Annotated in this window: 22 protein-coding genes; 4 read left to right on the top strand and 18 right to left on the bottom strand. The window is 41.3% G+C overall.

Annotated features, from left to right (window positions below; genetic code table 11):
• Positions 1-50: 50 nt before the first annotated feature.
• From R2B72_RS13900 to R2B72_RS13855, 10 genes are all read right to left on the bottom strand, one after another.
• Positions 51-1496 carry a spore germination protein gene (locus R2B72_RS13900; protein ID WP_318617222.1) on the bottom strand — a complete coding sequence of 482 codons (1446 nt, stop codon included), beginning with the start codon at positions 1494-1496 and terminating at the stop codon, positions 51-53.
• A gap of 15 nt (positions 1497-1511) precedes the next feature.
• Complete coding sequence (locus R2B72_RS13895) at positions 1512-2288, bottom strand: SigF/SigG family RNA polymerase sporulation sigma factor (RefSeq protein WP_318617221.1); 777 nt, start codon at positions 2286-2288, stop codon at positions 1512-1514.
• Between the two features lie 3 nt (positions 2289-2291).
• Positions 2292-2738 (bottom strand): anti-sigma F factor, encoded by a 447-nt coding sequence (gene spoIIAB / locus R2B72_RS13890; protein ID WP_318617220.1) that lies wholly within the window; start codon positions 2736-2738, stop codon positions 2292-2294.
• Positions 2728-3081 (bottom strand): anti-sigma factor antagonist, encoded by a 354-nt coding sequence (locus tag R2B72_RS13885; RefSeq protein WP_318617219.1) that lies wholly within the window; start codon positions 3079-3081, stop codon positions 2728-2730. The genes spoIIAB and R2B72_RS13885 overlap by 11 nt, the downstream gene beginning before the upstream one ends.
• Positions 3082-3317: 236 nt before the next feature.
• Positions 3318-4625, bottom strand: a complete 1308-nt coding sequence (locus tag R2B72_RS13880; protein WP_318617250.1) for a pyrimidine-nucleoside phosphorylase — start codon at positions 4623-4625, stop codon at positions 3318-3320.
• 5 nt (positions 4626-4630) lie between these two features.
• On the bottom strand, positions 4631-5824 hold the full coding sequence (gene deoB, locus R2B72_RS13875) for a phosphopentomutase (protein WP_318617218.1): 1194 nt from the start codon (positions 5822-5824) through the stop codon (positions 4631-4633).
• A gap of 29 nt (positions 5825-5853) precedes the next feature.
• Entirely contained in the window at positions 5854-6753 is a 900-nt protein-coding gene (gene xerD, locus R2B72_RS13870; RefSeq protein ID WP_318617248.1) for a site-specific tyrosine recombinase XerD, read from the bottom strand.
• A 286-nt stretch (positions 6754-7039) separates the two neighbouring features.
• A complete protein-coding gene (locus R2B72_RS13865; protein WP_318617217.1) occupies positions 7040-7498 on the bottom strand; it encodes a Fur family transcriptional regulator in 459 nt (152 codons plus the stop codon).
• 94 nt (positions 7499-7592) lie between these two features.
• Complete coding sequence (locus R2B72_RS13860) at positions 7593-8108, bottom strand: hypothetical protein (protein ID WP_318617216.1); 516 nt, start codon at positions 8106-8108, stop codon at positions 7593-7595.
• Between the two features lie 303 nt (positions 8109-8411).
• On the bottom strand, positions 8412-8957 hold the full coding sequence (locus R2B72_RS13855) for an NUDIX hydrolase (protein WP_318617247.1): 546 nt from the start codon (positions 8955-8957) through the stop codon (positions 8412-8414).
• Positions 8958-9029: 72 nt separating this feature from the next.
• Between R2B72_RS13855 and R2B72_RS13850 the strand changes: the two genes are divergently transcribed.
• The 3 genes from R2B72_RS13850 to R2B72_RS13840 all read left to right on the top strand — a co-directional run bounded on the left by R2B72_RS13850 (position 9030) and on the right by R2B72_RS13840 (position 11186).
• Positions 9030-9935 carry an aldo/keto reductase gene (locus R2B72_RS13850; protein WP_318617215.1) on the top strand — a complete coding sequence of 302 codons (906 nt, stop codon included), beginning with the start codon at positions 9030-9032 and terminating at the stop codon, positions 9933-9935.
• Between the two features lie 481 nt (positions 9936-10416).
• Entirely contained in the window at positions 10417-10869 is a 453-nt protein-coding gene (locus R2B72_RS13845) for a hypothetical protein (protein ID WP_318617214.1), read from the top strand.
• A 134-nt stretch (positions 10870-11003) separates the two neighbouring features.
• Positions 11004-11186 carry a hypothetical protein gene (locus R2B72_RS13840; RefSeq protein ID WP_318617213.1) on the top strand — a complete coding sequence of 61 codons (183 nt, stop codon included), beginning with the start codon at positions 11004-11006 and terminating at the stop codon, positions 11184-11186.
• A 280-nt stretch (positions 11187-11466) separates the two neighbouring features.
• On the opposite strand, the gene R2B72_RS13835 is transcribed toward R2B72_RS13840, so the two are convergent.
• From R2B72_RS13835 to R2B72_RS13800, 8 genes are all read right to left on the bottom strand, one after another.
• A complete protein-coding gene (locus R2B72_RS13835; protein ID WP_318617212.1) occupies positions 11467-12069 on the bottom strand; it encodes a response regulator transcription factor in 603 nt (200 codons plus the stop codon).
• Positions 12066-13184 (bottom strand): sensor histidine kinase, encoded by a 1119-nt coding sequence (locus R2B72_RS13830; RefSeq protein ID WP_318617211.1) that lies wholly within the window; start codon positions 13182-13184, stop codon positions 12066-12068. Before R2B72_RS13830 ends, R2B72_RS13835 begins: the two co-directional genes overlap by 4 nt.
• Before the next feature lie 2 nt (positions 13185-13186).
• Entirely contained in the window at positions 13187-13924 is a 738-nt protein-coding gene (locus R2B72_RS13825) for an ABC transporter permease (RefSeq protein ID WP_318617210.1), read from the bottom strand.
• Complete coding sequence (locus R2B72_RS13820; RefSeq protein WP_318617209.1) at positions 13925-14827, bottom strand: ABC transporter ATP-binding protein; 903 nt, start codon at positions 14825-14827, stop codon at positions 13925-13927.
• A 160-nt stretch (positions 14828-14987) separates the two neighbouring features.
• Positions 14988-16199, bottom strand: a complete 1212-nt coding sequence (locus tag R2B72_RS13815) for a NupC/NupG family nucleoside CNT transporter (RefSeq protein WP_318617208.1) — start codon at positions 16197-16199, stop codon at positions 14988-14990.
• Between the two features lie 347 nt (positions 16200-16546).
• Entirely contained in the window at positions 16547-17236 is a 690-nt protein-coding gene (locus tag R2B72_RS13810) for an N-acetylmannosamine-6-phosphate 2-epimerase (protein WP_318617246.1), read from the bottom strand.
• A 31-nt stretch (positions 17237-17267) separates the two neighbouring features.
• Positions 17268-18251: an SGNH/GDSL hydrolase family protein gene (locus R2B72_RS13805; protein ID WP_318617207.1), complete on the bottom strand. Its 984-nt coding sequence runs from the start codon at positions 18249-18251 to the stop codon at positions 17268-17270.
• 14 nt (positions 18252-18265) lie between these two features.
• Positions 18266-19186, bottom strand: a complete 921-nt coding sequence (locus R2B72_RS13800; protein ID WP_318617206.1) for a dihydrodipicolinate synthase family protein — start codon at positions 19184-19186, stop codon at positions 18266-18268.
• Positions 19187-19756: 570 nt separating this feature from the next.
• Here R2B72_RS13800 and R2B72_RS13795 point away from each other — a divergent pair.
• A complete protein-coding gene (locus tag R2B72_RS13795; RefSeq protein WP_318617205.1) occupies positions 19757-21310 on the top strand; it encodes an IS200/IS605 family accessory protein TnpB-related protein in 1554 nt (517 codons plus the stop codon).
• Positions 21311-21576 lie beyond the last annotated feature (266 nt).

Genomic DNA, 21576 nt, shown 5'->3' with positions numbered 1-21576 from the left:
TCATATAACTAAAACTTTATCATAACAGAGTGGGAAGTGGCAATCATCTATCAGATACGATCCCTGTCCGGCGAATCGGCGATAAATGGCCGAGGTGCATCCTCAGTCATCGGAAATCTGATAAGAACGCGGAGCATTGCACGTGGAAAAAATGGAACAGCAGGCCATAAATAGGGAACGCCCATCGGTTTTAACGAACATAAATAGTAGAAAAGAACAGTGATTGATAAGAAGAAGCCAGGTGCTCCAAGCAAGCCTGTGGCTAACAGGATACAAATTCTAAAAACCTTTGTCGTAATGCTTAATTCATAAGATGGGATAGCGAAGGTGAATATAGCGCTGACCGCCACATATAACACGACTTCAGGTGTGAATAGACCCACGTCAATCGCCACTTGTCCAATGACAATGGCCGCTACAAGTCCCATAGCCGTCGACATCGGGGTTGGTGTATGAATAGCCGCCATTCGGAGTACCTCAATACCGCCATCCGCAATTAGTAACTGAAGTAGTAAGGGGATTTCTCCTATATCCTTCGGGCCGATATAACTAAGAAAATCCGGTAAATACTGTTGTTTCGTGGCAACTAAATACCAAAATGGTAACAGGATTAAACTCATTGCGGCTCCAAAAAAACGAACAAGTCGAACCGCAGTTCCCAACAGAGGTGCCTGACGATATTCTTCAGCATGCTGGAGATGATGAAACAATGTCGTTGGCACAAGAATGACAGAAGGTGATGTATCAACAATAATGGCGATATGACCTTCCAACAAATGTGCTGAACAGATATCCGGCCGCTCCGTAAAGCGAACGAACGGCATTGGGTGAAAACCTTGTTTGAAAAGAAATTCTTCCAGCGATTTATCAGTCATTGTTAGTCCATCATGTTTAATTTCATCAAGTCTCTCGCGTATGTAGCTAAGATGCTCTTCACTTGCCGCCCCTTTCATATAGGTGATAGCGATATCTGTTTTGCCATTGACCGTTACCTTATGCATTTCGAAGCGTAATTCCTCAGTGCGTAGACGTCTCCGGATAAGCGCTGTATTTTGAATGAGGTTTTCCGTAAATCCATCCCTCGAGCCCCTGACAACTTTTTCATTGTCCGGTTCTTGCGGTTGCCTACCGGGATATGATCTAATATCAATGGTAAAGGCATAGCCTTCATTTGTGACGAAAGCTGCTTGACCGCTAAGGATTGATGTCAGCAATTCATCTTTGTCTTTGACATCGGATACAGCATGATATGGGAAAAAGGACAGAAAGCGTTCTGCCCCGTCCTCCTCCAGTTCCTGGCTCGCTGTATTGCCTTGCATTTCCGTCAATAATTTTGTAATCGTGTTGCCATCTACAAGGCCATTAATATACAGCAACATTGCAGGCGTATCCCAAAGATGCAAAGATCTAGCCGTCGCATCAAACGTCTCGTCTTTTCCGAAATGGGCATAGAACCACTCTTCCCCTTCATTCATTGACCGGAATAACTTCTTCATAGGTTTAATCCGTCCTCACTTTACTATACTGTCCTCTGCATTCACACCCATCCAAGATTTTAGTTGGGCTAAAATTTTCTTTTCGAGCCGTGACACTTGCACTTGTGATATCCCGATACGTTCCGCAATATCACTTTGTGTACAATCCAAATAATAACGCATGTAAATGATGGTCTGATCTCGCTTATTTAATTTCGAAATAACATCACGAAGGGGAATATGATCAAACACCCTTTCAGATCGGTCATCCCGTAGTTGATCCATCAGTGTCAAACTATCTCCTTCACTTTCATACAATTGCTCATGAAGGGATGCGGGATCACGCAAAGCATCCGATGCCAGAATAATATCGTCAACTGACACTTCTAAGGCTGCTGCTACTTCTGAAATCGATGGTGATTTACCATGTTTTTTAATATAATCGTCCGTAGCATGGCGAATTTTGAAGCTTAACTCACGAATGGAACGACTCACTTTCACCATACCGTCATCTCTTAGGAAGCGTTGGATTTCACCAACAATCATCGGCACAGCATAGGTCGAAAATTTCACTTCGTAAGAAAGGTCAAATTTATCGATAGATTTCATCAAACCAATGCAACCGATTTGGAACAAATCTTCCGGGTCAGCGCCGCGCGAGGCAAACCGTTGAACAATGGACCAAACGAGTCTTGTATTGCCCTCAACCATCATCCTTCTCGCTTCCTTATCGCCTTCCTGTGAAACTTTAATGAGTTCCCTCATCTTTTCCTGGGTCAACAAAGCGGGTTGTACTTCAACGGATGCGTCCATAGGTCACCTCATTCTGCTTACTTCCGTGACCGGAGAAAACGTTTTTTCGAACTTGACGACTGTTCCACTTCCAATGACAGACTCAACAGATAAGCTGTCAGCAAAGCTCTCCATAATTGTGAATCCCATCCCAGAACGTTCCATGAATGGTCGTGTGGTAAACATCGGCTCCATAGCCTGCTCTACATCAAAAATCCCCATACCTTCATCACGCACAGTCATCGTAATTTTGTTGTCTTGAATGATGGCGTGAAGTGTAACAAGGCTTTTACCATCTTGTTCATAGCCATGAATGATGGCATTGGTTACCGCTTCTGAAACGATTGTCTTAAATTCGGAGATTTCCTCAATTGTTGGGTCAAGGGGTGTGATGAAACAAGTCATCGCCATCCTTGCCAGTGCTTCATTCTCTTCAATTGCGACGAATGATAACGTCATTTCATTGTTCATGTAAAACCCCTCCGATTTCCCCGATCGCACTATCGATCGTACAATGTCTTATGTTCGATCCAAGACCTGAAAATTTAAAAATTTTCTCCATTGTTGGCGTAGGATTCAAGATAAGTGTCTCGCCATTTGAAGGGACCAAATCACGCATCCGCCCAAGAATGAGTCCAATTCCAGCACTATCCATAAACCCAAGCCTTTCTAAATTCCAAATAATCGCCCGGACTTGTCCCGTAAAAATAGATGTAGAAATATGTGTCCGAATTTGATTGGCCTTATGATTATCCAATTCCCCACGTAGTGACACAATTAAGATGCCATTGTCTAATATTTCAATGTCAGCCATGCTAAATCCCCTCCTTACTGCGGATTATTCCACATCGGAGAGGGCAAAACCTCTTAGATGACAAAACTAGTCATAGATAGCGAAAGGTTCCTGCTTTTCGACAATGCCCCTAACTACGAAAAGTATGTACAAGTTAGATGTGATTTACACATGGATATGACATATGTTGAAATAAAAAAAGGTTACCCCATCGACTACAAATCCAGTCAATGGAATAACCTTGCCAACTATTCTATTTAACCCGTTATTACTTCTCCGATAAGGCGCGGGCTCTCCACTACTTGTTCGCCGATGACAATATGTTGTTGAATCAACGCAATTGAGCGTTCCACGTCCTCCGTATTCGTATGAATGACGGCAAGAGTTTCACCTTGTTGCACTGCATCACCAATTTTCTTGCGCAACACGATACCGACGGCCAAATCGATTTCATCTTCCTTCGTCGCCCTGCCCGCACCAAGTAACATTGCAGCCACTCCAAGATCATCCGCTTCCATCTTCGTAATATAGCCCGATGTCAGTGCCGGCACTTCAATCTGGTATTTTGCAGTTGGCAATAACGACGGATCATGAATAATCGCTGCATTGCCCCCCTGTGCTTCAATCAGCTTACCAAACAATTCAAGCGCCGAGCCATCAGCGATAACTGATTTTAGCATCGTACGTGCTTCATCAATGGACTCAGCTTTGCCGCCTACTACAATCATTTTACTACCAAGCACTAAACACAATTCCGTCAAATCGTCGGGCCCTTGTCCCTTAAGTGTGTTGATGGCTTCCATCACTTCAAGTGCATTACCAATCGCAAAACCGAGTGGCTGACTCATATCTGAAATGACAGCCATTGTCTGTCTACCGACTTGTTTGCCAATCGCTACCATCGATTCAGCAAGTAATTTGGCATCCGCTTCTGTTTTCATAAATGCACCGTCACCCGTTTTAACATCTAGAACAATCGCATCTGCCCCGGCCGCAATTTTCTTACTCATAATTGAGCTGGCAATGAGCGGAATGCTGTCAACTGTTGCCGTCACATCGCGCAAAGCATATAATTTTTTATCTGCAGGAGTCAAATTCCCACTTTGCCCAATAACCGCCAATTTCAAGTCATTCACTTGTTTGACGAACTGCTCTTCTGTTAACTCGATGTGGAAGCCCTCGATAGCCTCTAGTTTGTCGAGCGTTCCACCTGTATGTCCAAGTCCACGCCCACTCATCTTCGCAACAGGAACGCCACACGCAGCGACAAGCGGTACTAGGATAAGTGTCGTCGTATCGCCCACTCCTCCAGTCGAATGCTTATCGACTTTAGTCCCCTCAATGGCCGATAAATCAATCTGATCGCCCGACTCTACCATCGCCAGCGTCAAATAGCCTTGTTCCTCCGCAGTCATCCCTTTAAAGTAAATCGCCATTAGAAAAGCGCTGGCCTGATAATCCGGTATTGACCCATCCGTATAACCATTGACGAAAAAGGTGATTTCTTCCTTTGAAAGCACTTCACCATTGCGTTTCTTCTCAATTACATCAACCATTCTAAACATCATCATCACGCCTCTCTAGTTAATAAACTCAAGAAACTTATACCAAATTCCGGTAGCTTCACTTTAAAGTTATCCGCAATCGTTGCCCCAATATCCGCAAACGTCTCTCTTTGCGGCAAGGCCCCACCGCGCTTGAAGGCAGGCGAATAAACAAGTAGCGGCACATATTCACGTGTATGATCTGTCCCTGGATATGTTGGGTCATTACCGTGATCCGCTGTAATGATTAGTAAATCATCTTCATGCAAAGCCGTCATAATTTCAGGTAACCTTGCATCGAATTCCTGCAACGCATTGCCATAACCAATCGGATCTCTACGATGGCCGAATAACGCATCAAAATCGACAAGATTCGTAAAGCTAAGTCCCTTGAAATCTTTCTTCATGACGTCTAATAATTTGTCGACTCCATCCATATTACTCACTGTACGGACCGACTCCGAGATACCTTCTCCATTAAATATATCCGCAATCTTCCCTACTGCAATGACCTCATACGCTGCATCTAACAGCTCATTCATTACAGTGCGACCAAATGGCTTCAATGCATAGTCATGGCGATTCGTCGTACGCGTGAAATGACCTGGCTCGCCAATAAACGGACGTGCAATGACACGGCCTACTAAATATTTTGGATCCAATGTTAATTCGCGCGCAATTTCACAAATCCGATATTGTTCCTCAATCGGAATAATGCCTTCATGTGCAGCAATTTGCAAAACAGGATCTGCCGATGTATAGACAATTAACGCACCTGTTGCCATATGTTCTGCACCATATTCTTCGAGAACCGCCGTGCCACTCGCAGGTTGATTACAAATGACTTTACGGCCTGTTCGCTGCTCCAATTCATCTACTAACTCTTGTGGAAAGCCATTTGGATAAACTTTAAATGGTTTATCCACATTCAACCCCATGATTTCCCAATGCCCTGTCATGGTATCCTTACCGACAGATGCTTCTTCCATTTTACAGTAAAATGCGTGGGGCTCATCCGCTTTTGTAACCCCTTTCACTTCACCGATATTTGCAAGGCCCATTTTGCCCATATTCGGCAGTTGTAACCCTTCCATCGCTTCTCCGATAGATCCAAGTGTATTGGCACCCACATCTCCGAATAGATGAGCATCTGGTGCCTCGCCGATTCCGACCGAATCGAGCACGATGACGTGAATACGTTTAAATTGTTGTTTTTTCATAGATGTCCCCTCCATATTTCCAATTACTTTTAAGCTCTCGGATGAAACTTCACATACACTTCCTTTAACCTAGAACGGCTGACATGCGTATAAATTTGCGTCGTAGAAATATCCGCATGACCAAGCATTTCCTGTACAGCACGAAGATCTGCTCCATTTTCAATCAGATGCGTGGCGAATGAATGACGCAAAATATGTGGCGTCAATTCTTTTTGTATACCCGCCTTTAGCGAATGTCCCTTCAACAGCTTCCAACAACCTTGCCTCGTCAACCTTGCCCCGCGCATATTAACAAATAACGCCTCCGCATGCCTCTGCTTGGCAATAAAACCTGGACGTGCCTCATCGATATATCTTCGGCAAGCTTCAATCGCTTTGCCACCTAGGGGAACAATCCGTTCCTTGCCGCCTTTTCCGAAAATGCGCACAAACCCCATGGACAGATGGATATCATCCATATCCAGCCCAATTAGTTCGCTCACCCGCATCCCCGTCCCGTACAATATCTCCAATAAAGCATGATCCCTTACACCTTGTGGCTTTGCACGATCCGGACTAGCTATGAGCCTATCCACTTCAGCCACCGACAACACACGTGGCAATTTCTGCTCTAATTTCGGCAATTCCAAATGAACAGTCGGATCTTGCGTCGTTACTTTTTCCCGTAAGAGAAACTGGTGGAATGAACGGATTGATGAGATATGCCTTGATATAGTTCGTGACGACTTTCCGCCTTCTTTTAGTCGATGCAAATACTCCAGAATAACCTGTCTGTCGACATGATCTATCGTTTGATACCCTGCCCGTTCCATAGCATCCATATATTCAACAAGATCACGCTTGTAAGATATAATCGTATTGCTAGCTAATTGACGTTCTACTTTTAAAAAATGCATATAATCTTCAAGGGCAAAACGGCTATCTTTCATGAGTAGCGGGAAATGACATAACAATCTCTATTTATCATTTGTTTAACCAAACCCTTTCCCCCTTCCTATCCAACGACAAAAGGGATAGCAGCACGCCATCCCTTTTTTTCAAACACGCCTCAGCGTGTTTACGTCCAGATTTTGAATTGAGCTTGCTCAATAAATCTGTGACATCCGCCGGCCGACAATGCCACGTTCTGTGGCATTGTCGGCATTAGTACATCCTGTACATCGGAGGCTTTGCGCCAACAGGGAGGAAGGATTGAACTGCATCCTTCCTTGTTGATTAAGCTCCACTATCATCCTTGTCGGATGTACATCTTTTGCACACACCATGAAACGTCAACCAATGATCTTTAATAGCGAATTTAAAACGGCTTTCAACAATCTTTTCGACATCGCCGAGAAGATCCTCCTGAATTTCATCCACTGTTCCACATTCGATACAAATAAGGTGATGATGGAAATGGGCAGCGCCTTCCTGCCGCAAGTCATACCTCGATACCCCATCACCAAAATTGATTTTATCGACAACTTTAAGGTCTGTTAGCAACTCAAGCGTACGATAGACGGTTGCTAGGCCAATTTCAGGCGCTTTCTCTTTAACTAGCAAAAATACATCTTCCGCACTTAGATGGTCTTCCTCATGCTCAAGGAGGACCAAAACCGTCGCTTCACGCTGGGGTGTTAACTTATAACTGGCCCCATGCAATTGTTTCTTTATCCGATCGATTCGGCTTTCCATACGACGCCCCCCTCAAACTGCCTCTATTATACCAAATGGGGTTTCCGAATGACAACAGAAAGAAAACAGACAAGACATGAAGGCCGATTATTTACTACTGGAGAATGAATCGAAAGACGACAATTTCGATGGCAAGTACTGCCACCGACAAGCCAATGATCGTCGGCAATGCGCGCGTATTTCGTCTTTTTCCTAGTGTCGTATTCATAAAGTAAGGGGGGCTAAGAACGGCACAGTACATAAGAAATAGAAAACAACTGATGAACTGAAATGGAAACCACCAAATTGAATACGCCATCATTTTCGCGCCCGTACTAAGCAGGTATGAAGAAGACAAACCAAAAAAAACACATTTCACTGCACCAAAAAATAATACTAGGAACCTTGTTTTGTTGAACGATGCTAGCGCAAACGCAACGAGGAAAAACAAAGCTGCCGTAGCAACAGGCCGAATATAGCCTGCTTCATGCCCTTTGACAACCCGGGTATCGTAGAACGTAATCAAACGCTCTATCCCAGTTGCAGGCATCTCACGGAATAACAATGCCCCTCCGATATAACCGACCGCAAGAATGATGAATAAGTGGATGAACGATAAGGAACGGACCATAGGCTGCACCTCCGCATAGTTTGTCCCGCTTTCACGGACAGCCCCTATCTTAATAAGGTTCAACTGCCCCTAAAAGCCCGATTGGTTCAACATATGCTTGTCCGTTCAACTTAATTCAGCAGAAGTCTTCCAATTCTATAAATAGTAGGATAAACATGAACTTTTTTCTGTCAGTAAAGGTTCAATCCCCAGCTGAATTAAGTTGAAGCCTCCGGCGGATGTCACAGATTTTCAAGGGAGCTTTTCGAGCTGACTCGAAAAAAATCTGGACACAATTACGCCAAGTCGTAATTGATATTTAGTTCACTTTGCTAGAAGATTTTTTGCATAAAGCACAGCAAAGGCTGTTTTGGCGTCAAATATTTTTCCCGTCGCAACCATATCCTCCGCTTGCTCAATCGTCACTTCCAACAATTCGATGAACTCATCTTCATCGCCTGCAGCTGGATTATCAATTTTATAAAGATCGCGCGCTAAATAAAGATGAATAATCTCATCCGCAAACCCTGGCGACGTCGCAAACGATTGAATATAGCTGAATTCCCTTGCGCCATACCCCGTCTCCTCTTCAAGTTCACGAACTGCCGTTATTTCCGGCTCCTCTCCCAGATCGATTTTCCCCGCCGGTATTTCAATCAATGAGCGTTCCAACGCTTTGCGATATTGCTCAACGAGTACTAATTTCCCTTCCGCCGTAATCGGAATCACCGCAACTGCCCCCGGATGTTTGATTAATTCACGTTTTGCCCGATTGCCATCTGGCAGTTCTACCTCTTCGACGCGTAGTGTAATCACCTTTCCTTCGAACAGTGTTTCACCTGAAATCGTTTTTTCTTCGTATTTATTCATCACATTCAATCCCTTCTCCTAGAATTTCTAATGCGGTCATTGTAACATGAACAAAACAGGGGGTGCTTGATTATGAAGAAAAGAGAGTTAGGAAACAGTGGTCTGTACGTGTCTGAAATCGGGCTCGGTTGCATGTCACTACCGAATGATTTAGGTGAAGCCAAAAACATCATCGACGCTGCAATTCACGCCGACATTAATTATTTCGATACAGCCGATTTGTACGATGGCGGCCGCAATGAAGAACTTGTTGGCTACGCCCTAAAAGGAAGACGTGCTAACGTTATTTTAGCCACAAAAGTTGGCAATAAAATGAACCCAGACGGCAAGAGTTGGACATGGGATGCTTCCAAAGCACATATAATAGAAGCTGTTAAACAAAGCTTACTACGTCTTGAAACAGATTATATCGATTTGTATCAGCTACACGGTGGGGTGATGGAAGACAATGTTGAAGAGACAATCGATGCATTTGACAGCTTGAAAAAAGATGGCCTCATTCGCCAATACGGTATTTCATCCATCCGCCCAACCGTTATTAAACGATTTCTCGATAACAGTTCTGCCGTTTCCGTCATGATGCAATATAGTTTACTCGATCGCAGACCCGAAGAATGGTTTTCCATGATTCAAGAAGCTGGTGCATCTGTTGTCACAAGAGGAACAATCGCCAAAGGCTTTTTGACAGCAGAAGGCTTGGCAAGAGCGGCGCAAGCAAACCGCTTCGTTGACTATAATGCTGCCGAACTGACACGCACAGTCCAAGAACTTAGTGAACAATCGGAAGATCTACATGCGGCGGCGATTGCTTACGCCTTACATGATCAAACCGTGGCGTCGGCTCTCGTTGGTGCGCGTACGACTGAGCAATTGCTTGATTCTGTGATGGCTTATGACAAATTGGTGACCGATGAGGAAATTTCTAGGTTGAGGAGTATTGTACAGTTGCACACATACAAAGAGCATCGCCTGTATTGAGCATTCAAAAACGCACAGACATTACAATTAACGGGTTCGGTTGATGGGGAGAAAACAATAAAAAACACAGTGTTCAGGGACACAATTCGCATATGAATTGGTTTCCCTGTTTTTGTTGTTGCATCAACATTTAGATGTTTTATAGAGACGAACTGGTACCACAATTGACACAGGAATTAGCAGCATCGTATAAATTTATGTGCCTTTATTAATTCCATTGTTAAAACACTTGCTAATTTGATATTGGAAAGAAAAGTATTTTTAGGGAGATGAGAAATCCATCCTATAATAAATTAAAGATTGTGAAATATTTTCTTCAACCCCCATGAAAGAACGTAATTACCTTTCATTTTCTGTGGTGAAGTGCTGATTTTTGCGCTTCATGGATGGCTAACGGGGAAGGAAAGTTGAATAAAAAGGAGTTTTTAGGTTTATATAGAAATAGTAATTATATTAAAAACTTTTGAAAGGGGTTTGGAATATGAAAAAATATATTGGGATAATTATTTACTCGTCAATACTTATTCTTTTTTTACTATGTATCGGACTATCAAATACAATAGCTGCCAAGAATGAACCCCAAGATAATAATATAACCTGGCAATTAAATAATATTGCAACTACTGCAAGTACAGAGGAATTTGTAATAACCAAATATGTTGATGAGTTGAAATTGGATAATATTAAACAAGGCACAACTTCAGAATCAAAGACAAAAGCAATAGTTGAATATCGTCTTTTAAAATTGGATAGCAATGGTTCGTTTATAGATACAGGAATTTATAATGTTTTGCGAGGTTCAAAGGGTAAAAGTAAATCTGATGGTAATCTACATGGTTCAATTAGTCCAGGTACTTATAAAATTAAAATCACCAAATTAAATGGCGAAGATTTACAAGTTCATTCGGAAAGAATTTTGGTTCTTAATGATTAAACTAACAGGTGCTTTACTTCAATTAGGGGTTAAGCACCCTTTTCTTCTTCAACTAAAGGGGCAGGTTAGTTGAACAAAATATATTTTATATGATTATATGAATAAGATTTATTGTGTTTTTATGGAGGTTCTAAATGAAAATTCTATTAAGGGTTCTTTTAAGTGTGATGGGTAATATTCTTGCTTATGCAATAATTGATTACTATTTCGATGGAGTAGTCAAATATATACTATGGGGTTTATCGACGGCAGTATTTTTACAATACAACGATAAGAAAAATCGTGAATATAAGAAGACTAAGGAAAATAATACTTAAACTAACGTGGTGCTTTAGTTCAATAAGAATAGTAAAATATTTTGCCGAAAAAACGCTCATTTCTGAGCGTTTTTACTTGTTTTTATATAGCTATTTCACTGTTGAAATATATGCTAATTAACCTGTTATTTACTTTATTAATTGCACTTTTTTCCACATCAACCGAACCCGTTAACATTACAATCTGAGCGTTTTTTTCATATCTAAAGTTATCCTCAAACTAATTCTGAACTTCATTACTTCGATGAAGCTGACTGACTTGCACAAACACATCGTGCAATTAAATCCATCCCTTGCCCTCCGCTGTCGTTATAGCTTCAATTTTATTTTTCGCTTCCAATTTTTGAAGAATTTCAGACATATAATTTCGAACTGTTCCAGCCGATAAAAACAATTGTGCTGAAATCTCTTTCGACGTTTTTCCTTCTGCCGCTAGCTTCAAAATATCCTGTTCGCGTGCAGAGAGCGGGTTATCTTGATGGTATGTATTAATGATCAATTCAGGAGCAAATTCATGCTTCCCTTTCATCACTCTCCGAATAGATTCTGCAAGATCATCGATGGAGCCATCCTTTAACAAATAACCATGGACGCCCGCCTTCACCGCCCGTTCGAAATAACCGGGACGCGCAAATGTGGTTAGCATAATGACCTTGCAGGAAGAACCACTCTGTTTTAATGCAGCAGCTACTTCCAAACCACTTTTCAAAGGCATTTCAATATCCATTAAACAAATATCAGGTTGCAATTGGTTGATGAGCTTCAGTGCCTCTTCTCCATTCTCTGCCTGCCCAATAACTTCCATATCCTCTTCGAAATCAAGTAATGCCCCAAGAGCCCCCCGCAAAATCCGCTGATCTTCCGCAATGACAATGCGTATCATAAGGCAACAGCCTCCTCTTTCACAATAACCGGAACTGCCAACTCAACCGTCGTACCTCCTCCTGATTCAAGGGCCAATCTCCCATCGATGAGTGCCAAACGCTCTCGCATTCCCGATAATCCATTACCTTCTTCATTCCTTTCAGAAATGCCTACCCCATCATCCTTTACAGTGATGGTGAAATTCCCTCTTGCATCCTCAAAGGTGACAACACAATTTTGTGCCCCGCTATGTTTGACAATATTCGTCGCGGCTTCGCGAAGACACATCCCTACAATATTTTGTTGTAAAAGTGGTAGCTCTGGTAATTCAGTTTGATCTTCCATATGAAATTGAATGCCTGCCGCCTTTAAAATCTGCTCCATATCCGCTAATTCCTCAGCAATTGTGATAGCTCTCATATCAGAAACTAGCTCCCTTACTTGCTGAAGCGCAGCCCGTGCTGTCCTTTCGATTTCTTTCGCTTCCGTTTTCACACGGTCAGGATGCTTTTCTGCAATTCGTTGAACAAGCTGACTTTGCAATGTAATCAGTGACAGCGTGTGCCCCAACGTATCATGCAAATCTCGGGCGATTCGAACTCTTTCTTCCCGCTTGATGAGGTCCTTAATTTGCTCATTTGCCTGATCTAACCGCTGCTCTAGTGCCATTCTTTCATTCATTGAACGTATACCAAATGGGGCCCCTATCATCACGATAGCAAATGGCAGAAAATAAAAAAGATTATACAGAGTATCCTGCAAGGCCAACACAATAATTGTTAAAATAATAGCAGACGCAAAGAAAAGTAATGCACGATTAAAATGTTTTTTATTGCCATACCAACCAATAAAATTGGCAGAAAAAAAGCCCATAAATAGGTTATAGGGATTATACGCAACACTAAATACCATGACAATCCCTATTTGTAAAATCAACCAATACGAAAATATTCTCCAAGAAATCACACTGTAAAGCTGCCTGTATGACATAAGAAAAAGCAGTAAGAACACATAGCCGATTACTGCTTTTAATCCTGTTTCATTTATCACATAATAAAGAGGAATAACTAAATAAGCTAAATAGATGTAGGGTAATACTCCGTACTTTTCCGGAAAAAATTGAAACTTTTTCATACTTACACCGCTTCCTGTTTCCTTCGTATATACGTTGATAATACCATGAATAAAATGAGATAACCTGCCAAGATTGCGATATTTTTCTGTTCTGGCACACCGCCTCTTATAATTTCCCATGCACCATTACCATAATTATACGCCGGGAGCCAAGCACCGATTGCCTGAATCGTTTTAGGTAGGACCTCCATCGGCATCCACATGCCACCTGTTATCGCCAGCAGCATATAAAGGAGATTACTAACCCCGCTAGCCGTATCCACTCGCTTCATAGCTCCTATTAATACGCCAATTCCGAGGAATGGCAGCGAGCCAAGCAAAATCCAACAGCCGCTCATGATCCATTGATAAGCTGATAGTGAAACTCCATTCAACACCACACCCGCTATAAAAATAACTACAATGGAAAATCCGTGGACGATCGACTGACCAATCATTTTCGCAAGCGAATACTGTAAACTAGAAAGCGGAGTTACTTTCATGAATGCCGTCCAACCTTGTGAGCGCTCTTGCACCAATCGGATCCCTAACGTCATGATTGCACTTCCCATGACACTAAAGCTAGTCATTGACATCAAATAATGAGCACCCCAAAGTTCTTTATCAGCAATATCTGTGTTGACAACCTTGGTAAAAATATAATAAAAAACAATCGGCATAAACAAGGACCAAAATATGAAGTACGGATTACGGAACATACGCAACATCTCCGCTTTACATTGATTCAGAAAAATCGTCATTTACATCACCTCCTTCTGTCCGACCGTTAGCTGTTCGAATGCTTCTTCAAGCCGACCTTTTTCAATCGCTATATCATGTACAACTAATTGTTCAGAAAAAACTTTAGCGAGAATCATATCTATATCGTTGGTAATAATGAACGTTCTACCACCCTGGACATATACATCAGATACTTGCGGCAACTGCAAAAATTTCTCTTTCGGAAATGTCTTTTCAGCATCGAATGACACCGACTGTTTCAATAAATTCCCTTTAATAGCTTCCGGCGTTCCATCAGCGACAACTTTCCCTTTGTTGAATAAAATAATGCGCTCTGCCACATCATCTGCTTCCTGCAAATAATGGGTAGAAAAAATAATCGTTTTCCCTTGTTCAGCAAGTTCTTTCACCGTATCCCAAAACACTTTACGTGCTGCTATATCCATTCCAACTGTCGGTTCATCAAAAAATAATAAATCTGGATTTCCGGCCAATGCCAAGGCAAATCCTACCCTGCGCTTTTGCCCCCCAGACAGTTTGTCAGTTCGCTTGTTTAAATCCTCATTACTGAGACCAGTGAAGCTAATCAGTTGTTCCATTGGCAGTGGCTTCGGATAATAACTTCTAAACAAATGGAGTATCTCCTTGACCTTCAAACCATCCATTAAACTCACTTCCTGTAACATAACTCCGATTCTTTCACGAACTTTCTTCTCTTTCGCATCCGCGTTAAAAAGCCTGGATTCACCTGTTGTAGGATGTAGGAGCCCAAGCATCATTAATATCGTTGTGCTTTTTCCAGCCCCATTTGGTCCAAGAATAGCGACAATCTCGCCACGTTTAATGGAAAAAGATATCTCATGTACTGCCTTGTTGTCTTTAAAAATCTTTGTTAACTGTTTGATTTCCACTGCATAATCCATGAAACCACCTCCGCTTAGTCATTTCATTGTATGTTGTTAAGAAAATTCATTTCAGTAGATTTTGTCATGATCATGAGATGACAAAAGTCATGTCTATATTTCAGGCCTTATAAAACGCAAAAAGCACACCCATATGGATGTGCTTTTTACGTTTTACTAATTAGATAAACATCCCCGCAATAGCAGCGCTCAGTAACGATGCTAATACACCCGCAGCGACTGCACGCATGCCGAGTCTTGCAATGTCAGAGCGACGACTTGGAGCAATTGCGCCCAGCCCGCCAATTAAAATCGCCAATGAACTTAAGTTTGCAAAACCGCACAGCGCAAAGCTGACGATGATGACCGTTTTAGGACTAAGTAACATCATTTCTTGAACAAATGAATTGTATGCCACAAATTCATTCAACACAATCTTTTGGCCGATGAAACTTCCCGCTGTAAGTGCCTCTGACCACGGAACACCAATAGCCCATGCAAGTGGTGCAAACAGAACACCTAAAATCGCCTCAAGCGTCAATGATTTAAAACCGAACCATGAACCAATTCCACCTAACATCCCGTTAAGCAGCGCAATCAACGCAATGAACGCCAGTAACATCGCACCGATATTGAGGGCAAGTTTCAATCCATCCCCTGCACCCCGCGCCGCCGCGTCTATGACGTTCACTGACTCTTTGTCCTTTTCCATCTTAAATTCCGTAAAAGCTGATTCTTCCGTTTCCGGTATAAATATTTTCGCCATCACTAGCCCTGCAGGTGCAGCCATAAAACTCGCCGCAATCAAATACTCTAGTGGCACACCTAACAATGCGTAACCCGCGAGTACAGAACCTGCAACAGATGCAAGTCCACCTGTCATAACAGCAAACAGCTCTGACTTCGTCATAGTTGGCAAAAAGGGTCGGATGACCAGTGGCGCTTCCGTCTGTCCGACAAAAATATTCGCCGCAGCAGAAACCGATTCCGCCTTACTCGTCCCAAGCAACTTAGATAGACCGCCTCCAAGTAATTTAATGACCAATTGCATTATGCCAAGATAATACAACACAGAAATCAAAGCCGAAAAGAAAATGATAATTGTCAGCACTTGAAATGCAAAAACAAAACCAAAACCTTCTACATCCGCCGCTGGACCGAAAAGAAATCCAATTCCTTCGTTTGCATAATTAATGACATTTTGCACTTTATCAGAAAACCATACTAATCCAGCTTTTCCCGCTTCCCATTTCAAAACGATAACGGCAAACGTTACTTGGATAGCTAACCCAGCAATAACCGTGCGATAGTTGATTGACTTTTTTCCAGCCGAAAAAAGAAATGCAATCCCTAGCACAACAATCATCCCAAAAATCCCCCACACTACATTCATCCAAAACACCTCTTTAATGGAAGATTCCCATTTATATTTTTGCTACTACTATGTCAATTCGCACTATGTATGACTCGTTTTCACTAGTCTGACGTCAGACAACTAGATGAGTCTATCAAATGAAATAGGATAAGTAAATGAATAATGTTTGACAATAGATTTTCTTTTTTTTCATGTGACGAATCGATTATTAGAATTCCACATATCTGTTTTCCCACTCCAATTTCATGTGAATCGGCAATATTTTCACCGAAATATTAAAGCTTAACATCATTTATTTGCACAAAAAAAGAGACGATTCACCCTACTCGGTCATCGTCTCTTTGTAATCGTTTAAGTGTAATGCACTATTTAATAGCATCCATAAATGTTTTCGTAATATCCATTGGCCTTGTAATCGCTGTGCCGACAACTGCCGAATAAGCGCCTACCTTAAAAACTTGCTTGAGTTGTTCTGGCGTCCAAATCCCACCTTCTGCAATAATGGGAATAGGAAAATCCTTCACTAACCTGTCAATCAATACCACATCCGGCAGGCTCGTCCCTTGCGTGTAATCGGTATAACCGCTCAATGTCGTGCCCAAGCAATCAAATCCTAATGCATACGCTTCTTTCGCTTCCTCATACGTTGAACAATCTGCCATAAATAATTGATCGGGATAACTCGCTCGAATCAGCGGAAAAACCTCACTAATCGTTTTGCCATCAGGTCTAACCCTACCCGTTGCATCCAACGCAATGATATCAACACCTTCTTGATAAAGTGCATCAATTTCTTTGACAGTCGGCGTGATAAATACATCGGATCCCGCGTAAACATTTTTAATAATCCCGATAATCGGTAAATCTACTGTTTTCTTAATCTCTCGAATATCTTCCACACTATTCGCCCGAATCCCTTTCGCACCACCCTGCATTGCAGCATACGCCATTCTTCCCATAATAAACGAGCTATGTAACGGTTCTTCAGGAAGGGCCTGACATGAAACGATAAGCTCATGTTTGATAGAAGCCAAGATCTCCGTTTGTGTTTTCAGTTGAATACACCTCCATCGGCATTACTTCTGTCTATATAAAATTCTTGAATTCATTGGCATAATTATACCCCATCAGCTTATAACCTTCTGCATTTGGATGAAGATTATCTGGCAGTAAGTCTGCATAGGTCTTATCCAGGATATCCAATCCGTTTACATAATAAATATGCTCATCACCGTTTCTTCTAAATATCTCTACGATTTCTTGTACTTGTTGTCTCATTTCAACAAGCGTAAATCCGGCTATATTGGGAGTTTCCTCTCTAAATTCTCCGTAAATCGGAGAACTTACAACGATTGGAACAGTGCGTTGTTTTTCACGAATAATCTTTATAAATCCAATGATAATTGCTTGAAATGTTCGTTCATTGTAGCAGTTTGCTCCATAAATATTAATTCCGGCACAAAGGGATATGAAGTCAACAGGCGTATCCCGAATTGTGCGAGCTACTATTGGTTCATATTGGCATTGCCCACTAAATCCAAGACAAGTTAAATCCATCCCTAACTCACTCGCCGTAATCGCAGGCCATGTTTTTGAAGGGCTTTCCGCTGCATGACATTGAGTAATAGAACTCCCGTAAGTAAGCAACTTCTTACGTAAAGGTGTGTCACTATTCCAATCTGCTTCTTGCGCAATGTTAACGCTTTTTATGGCAACTTTTTGCTGTTGGGATAAATAAATTTCAACAAGTTTGGTATTTGTCGATAGACCATCGACCATAAAAGATATATCCCCAGGACTAGCAATGATTGTATTCACTAATTCCCCATCCACCACAAGATCGAATTCTAATTCAGCTTCAGATGCCGCAAATTCCACATGAAGTTTTGATGAATTTGTTTTGAATGTGATGCGAACGCCTGCAGGGATTTCCGCCATACCATTCAGCTGATTTGGCATATAAAAATCTTTTTCATCATAAAAAATTCGCCAAGGTACAATATATCCATTACTTTCTTCAAGTGATATTGCACCTAACACTGTCTCTGCATTCAATACGATTGGTTTCATTTGTACTCCCCCAATTACTTCGTTAAAATTGTGTATTTCAGTATCGCATTATCAATATTATTTTTTATGCCTTCAATTTTCTCTAAATCTGCCCCATGTACTGGTTCCAATGGTCCCCTCACACTACCGATATTGACGCCCCGTAATTTGTAAATTTCTTTAATGACTGAATACATCGAGCCATTCAAAGAGCATAGTGCAATAATGATATCATTGATGTCACGCTGAATTTCTCTTGCCTCTGCAAATTTCCCAGATGCTACAAACACCTCCGCTTGTAAGAATAGCTCTGGCATAACACCGTATGTTCCGCCAATTCCGCTATCTGCACCTATTAATCTACCCGAGACATATTGCTCATCAGGGCCATTAAAAACGATAAAGTCTTCGTGCGCCGCCGCTTTAAATCGTTCGATATCCATCACCGGCATGGACGAATTTTTCACTCCAATGAGCTTGTCGTTCGCTAATAATTTCGTCAATAAGCGAATAGAAAGATCATAGCCCGTCGTTTGTGGGATATTGTAAATAATAAATGGCAACTCCGTTGAATCCATAATCTCCGTCCAATACTTTTCAATAGCACTTTCAGGAAGTCTAAAATAAATCGGTGGAATAGCAGACAACGCATCATATCCTAGTTCTTCCGCATACTTCGCCAATTCCACGCTTTCCTTTGTCGATGGTGCTCCGACATGAGCAATAAGCGTCAATTTCCCTTGTAGAACCTCTGCAACATACTTTAACGTTTGCTTTCTTTCCTTAAGGCTGTGATAAATACACTCCCCTGAACTTCCCCCAACGTAAAGGCCTTTCACTCCTTTTTCATACAGATAATTCGCCAACAGATGAATTCTCTCACGCGATATATCCCCCAATTCATCGTAGCAAGCATAAAATGCAGGAATAATTCCTTTATATTTATCTAGTAACATGTCTAATTCTCTCCTCATCGCAATTTTAATTTAACAGAACCCATCGTAATCCCTTGCATAAACAACCTTTGAAACATTTCGAAAATAACAAACATAAGAATTGAAGCTAGTGCAACACCCTCCATCAGAACCCCATAATTAGTCTTACACTCCCGTAATAATCCAATAAAACGGAAAAATAAAAAATAGTGGAGAAAGAAATAATAAAGTTGTAGAAATTTCTTTCCCCACAGTTACTTTATCACCAATCTGTCTGTTATTGTGAGAAATAATAAACTTTTTCAAATTCAGTACAGCGGAAACTTAGCGCCTACTAGCGAACCCATGCAAATGTTGCATTTCTCCCTTCAGCCCCTTGTCAAAAACGGTATTGTTCATGGGTTAGAGTAGCAAACGATTTAGGTATACATAAGTGGACAATCGGGAAATGAATACAGAATATGACCATCTGCTGTGAAAATTGTTTATCACATTGCCATTACGGGTATTTAAAAACAGATTGCTAGTTCCCCTTTTACAATTCATTTATTTGGTAGTAGAAAATTTCAACTAATAGGGAGGCAATGATTGATGTTCCGAACCTATCAAACAAAGTTGAAGAACGAGATGATTGTTCTTCAGGGTCGAAGTGAAATGAAGGTGTATGACTTTTTCCAGCAGTATGCGAAAGAATTTGGTCATATTGAACGAAAATTATTTGTCGATTTATATGCTCGCAAAAGGCCGTCAAATCAGTTGAAAAGAGAATACTGCGCAAACCATCAACTTACTGCTAGGCAATATAACAGCATTAAAAACCAGTTGGATGGTCGAGTTTCGTCGAAAAAGGAACTTACCAAACTTTATATTGTGGAAACCAAAGAAAAAATTAAGCGTATTAATCATGTATTAATGAAAAAGGTAGCGCAAAAAGAAAAAGCTCAACTCTCTTTACATGCAATGAAGAATGATGATCCTCTTTTTATGAAAAAAGTAAGGAATTATCGAAAGGTAAAGGCAGCCATTCATCAACAAAAGAGAAAATTGTATCGTTTACAATTAAAATTGGAACGACTAGAAGCAGATGAAAAGTGCGGAATCATCCGTTTATGTTTTGGCTCAAAAGCATTATTTCAGAAGCAATTTCATCTTGAAGAAAATGATTTGTCATTCAATCAATGGAAAATGAACTGGCAAGAGGCACGCGCTTCCCAATTTACGTTTATCGGTTCAAAAGATGAAACGTATGGCAATCAAAGTTGTACGTATGATATGGACAATCGCTTGCGTATCCGGGTTAATCGAAAAGACGAAGATAAATTTGGCAAATACATCGTTCTTTCCAACATAAATTTCCCGTATGGGCAAGAACTAATTGACGCGGCAAAAGTTCCAACTGTTGGCTATACAAAAGGTAAAGGTAACAAAATGATGTATTATCGGGCGTTGACGTGTAAATTCCTATATAAAAACAACGGCTGGTATCTCAATATGTCCGTGAACGTGGATATGCCCGCTATCAAAACGATACAACAACATGGGCAAATTGGTATTGATTTTAATACCAACTTTTTAGCGGTCTCGGAAGTGGATCGTTTTGGCAATCAGATGCATACGTTTCAAGTGCCTTTTCAGGCCTATCATGTGTCGAGCGAACAAGCAAAACAGAGTTTAAGTGAGGCATTAAAAATCGTTGTTGACTATGCGGCGGCGAAACAAAAGCCGATTACGTATGAAAAATTAGATTTTAAAAAGAAAAAACAACAATTGAAACAGCTATCGAATAAGCAAGCGAAACTACTAAGTGGCTTTGCCTATTCGACCTATCAATCCATGTTAATCAGTAAATGCCAAAAAGGTGGCGTAGAATTTGTGACTGTTGATCCAGCATATACGAGTCAAATTGGTCATCATAAATTCATGAAAAAGTATGGATTGAGTTCGCATGAAAGTGCAGCGATGGTCATTGCAAGAAGGGGCTTGGGTTTAAAAAGGATGGAAAAAGTCCCAATCAATCAGTTGATTCAAGGAAATCAAGAACGAATTAGACTGGAAAAACGACTTGAGCAATGGAAAGAACTCCACAAACAGTGGAAATCGTATTCCTTTAATCAGAAAATTCATCTTTTATATAACATGTATTAAACTATTAAAAGCCGTGCGGTGGCAATGCCATACTGAACCTGTAAGGAAGAAAGTGTGCCCATGAAATCGCAGTTGTCGGTAATCCAATTTTCAATTAGCTGGTGTTGGATCACCCATCAAGGCAGACATTCTGGTCCTCAGAAGTCAATAGATTCGTCTATCGACTGCTGTGTGATGTAGCTATATTCCTTTGGTGTGAAAGTGAAAGTCTTTCAATGCGAATCGTAAGGGGGGTTCCGTTCTTGCCCTTGCGTGAATGTCTACTT

The sequence above is a fragment of the Sporosarcina sp. YIM B06819 genome, assembly GCF_033485175.1.
GTDB lineage: Bacteria > Bacillota > Bacilli > Bacillales_A > Planococcaceae > Sporosarcina.
The sequence above is the reverse complement of the archived record's forward strand: the minus strand, read 5'-3'. Positions and strand labels throughout refer to the sequence as shown.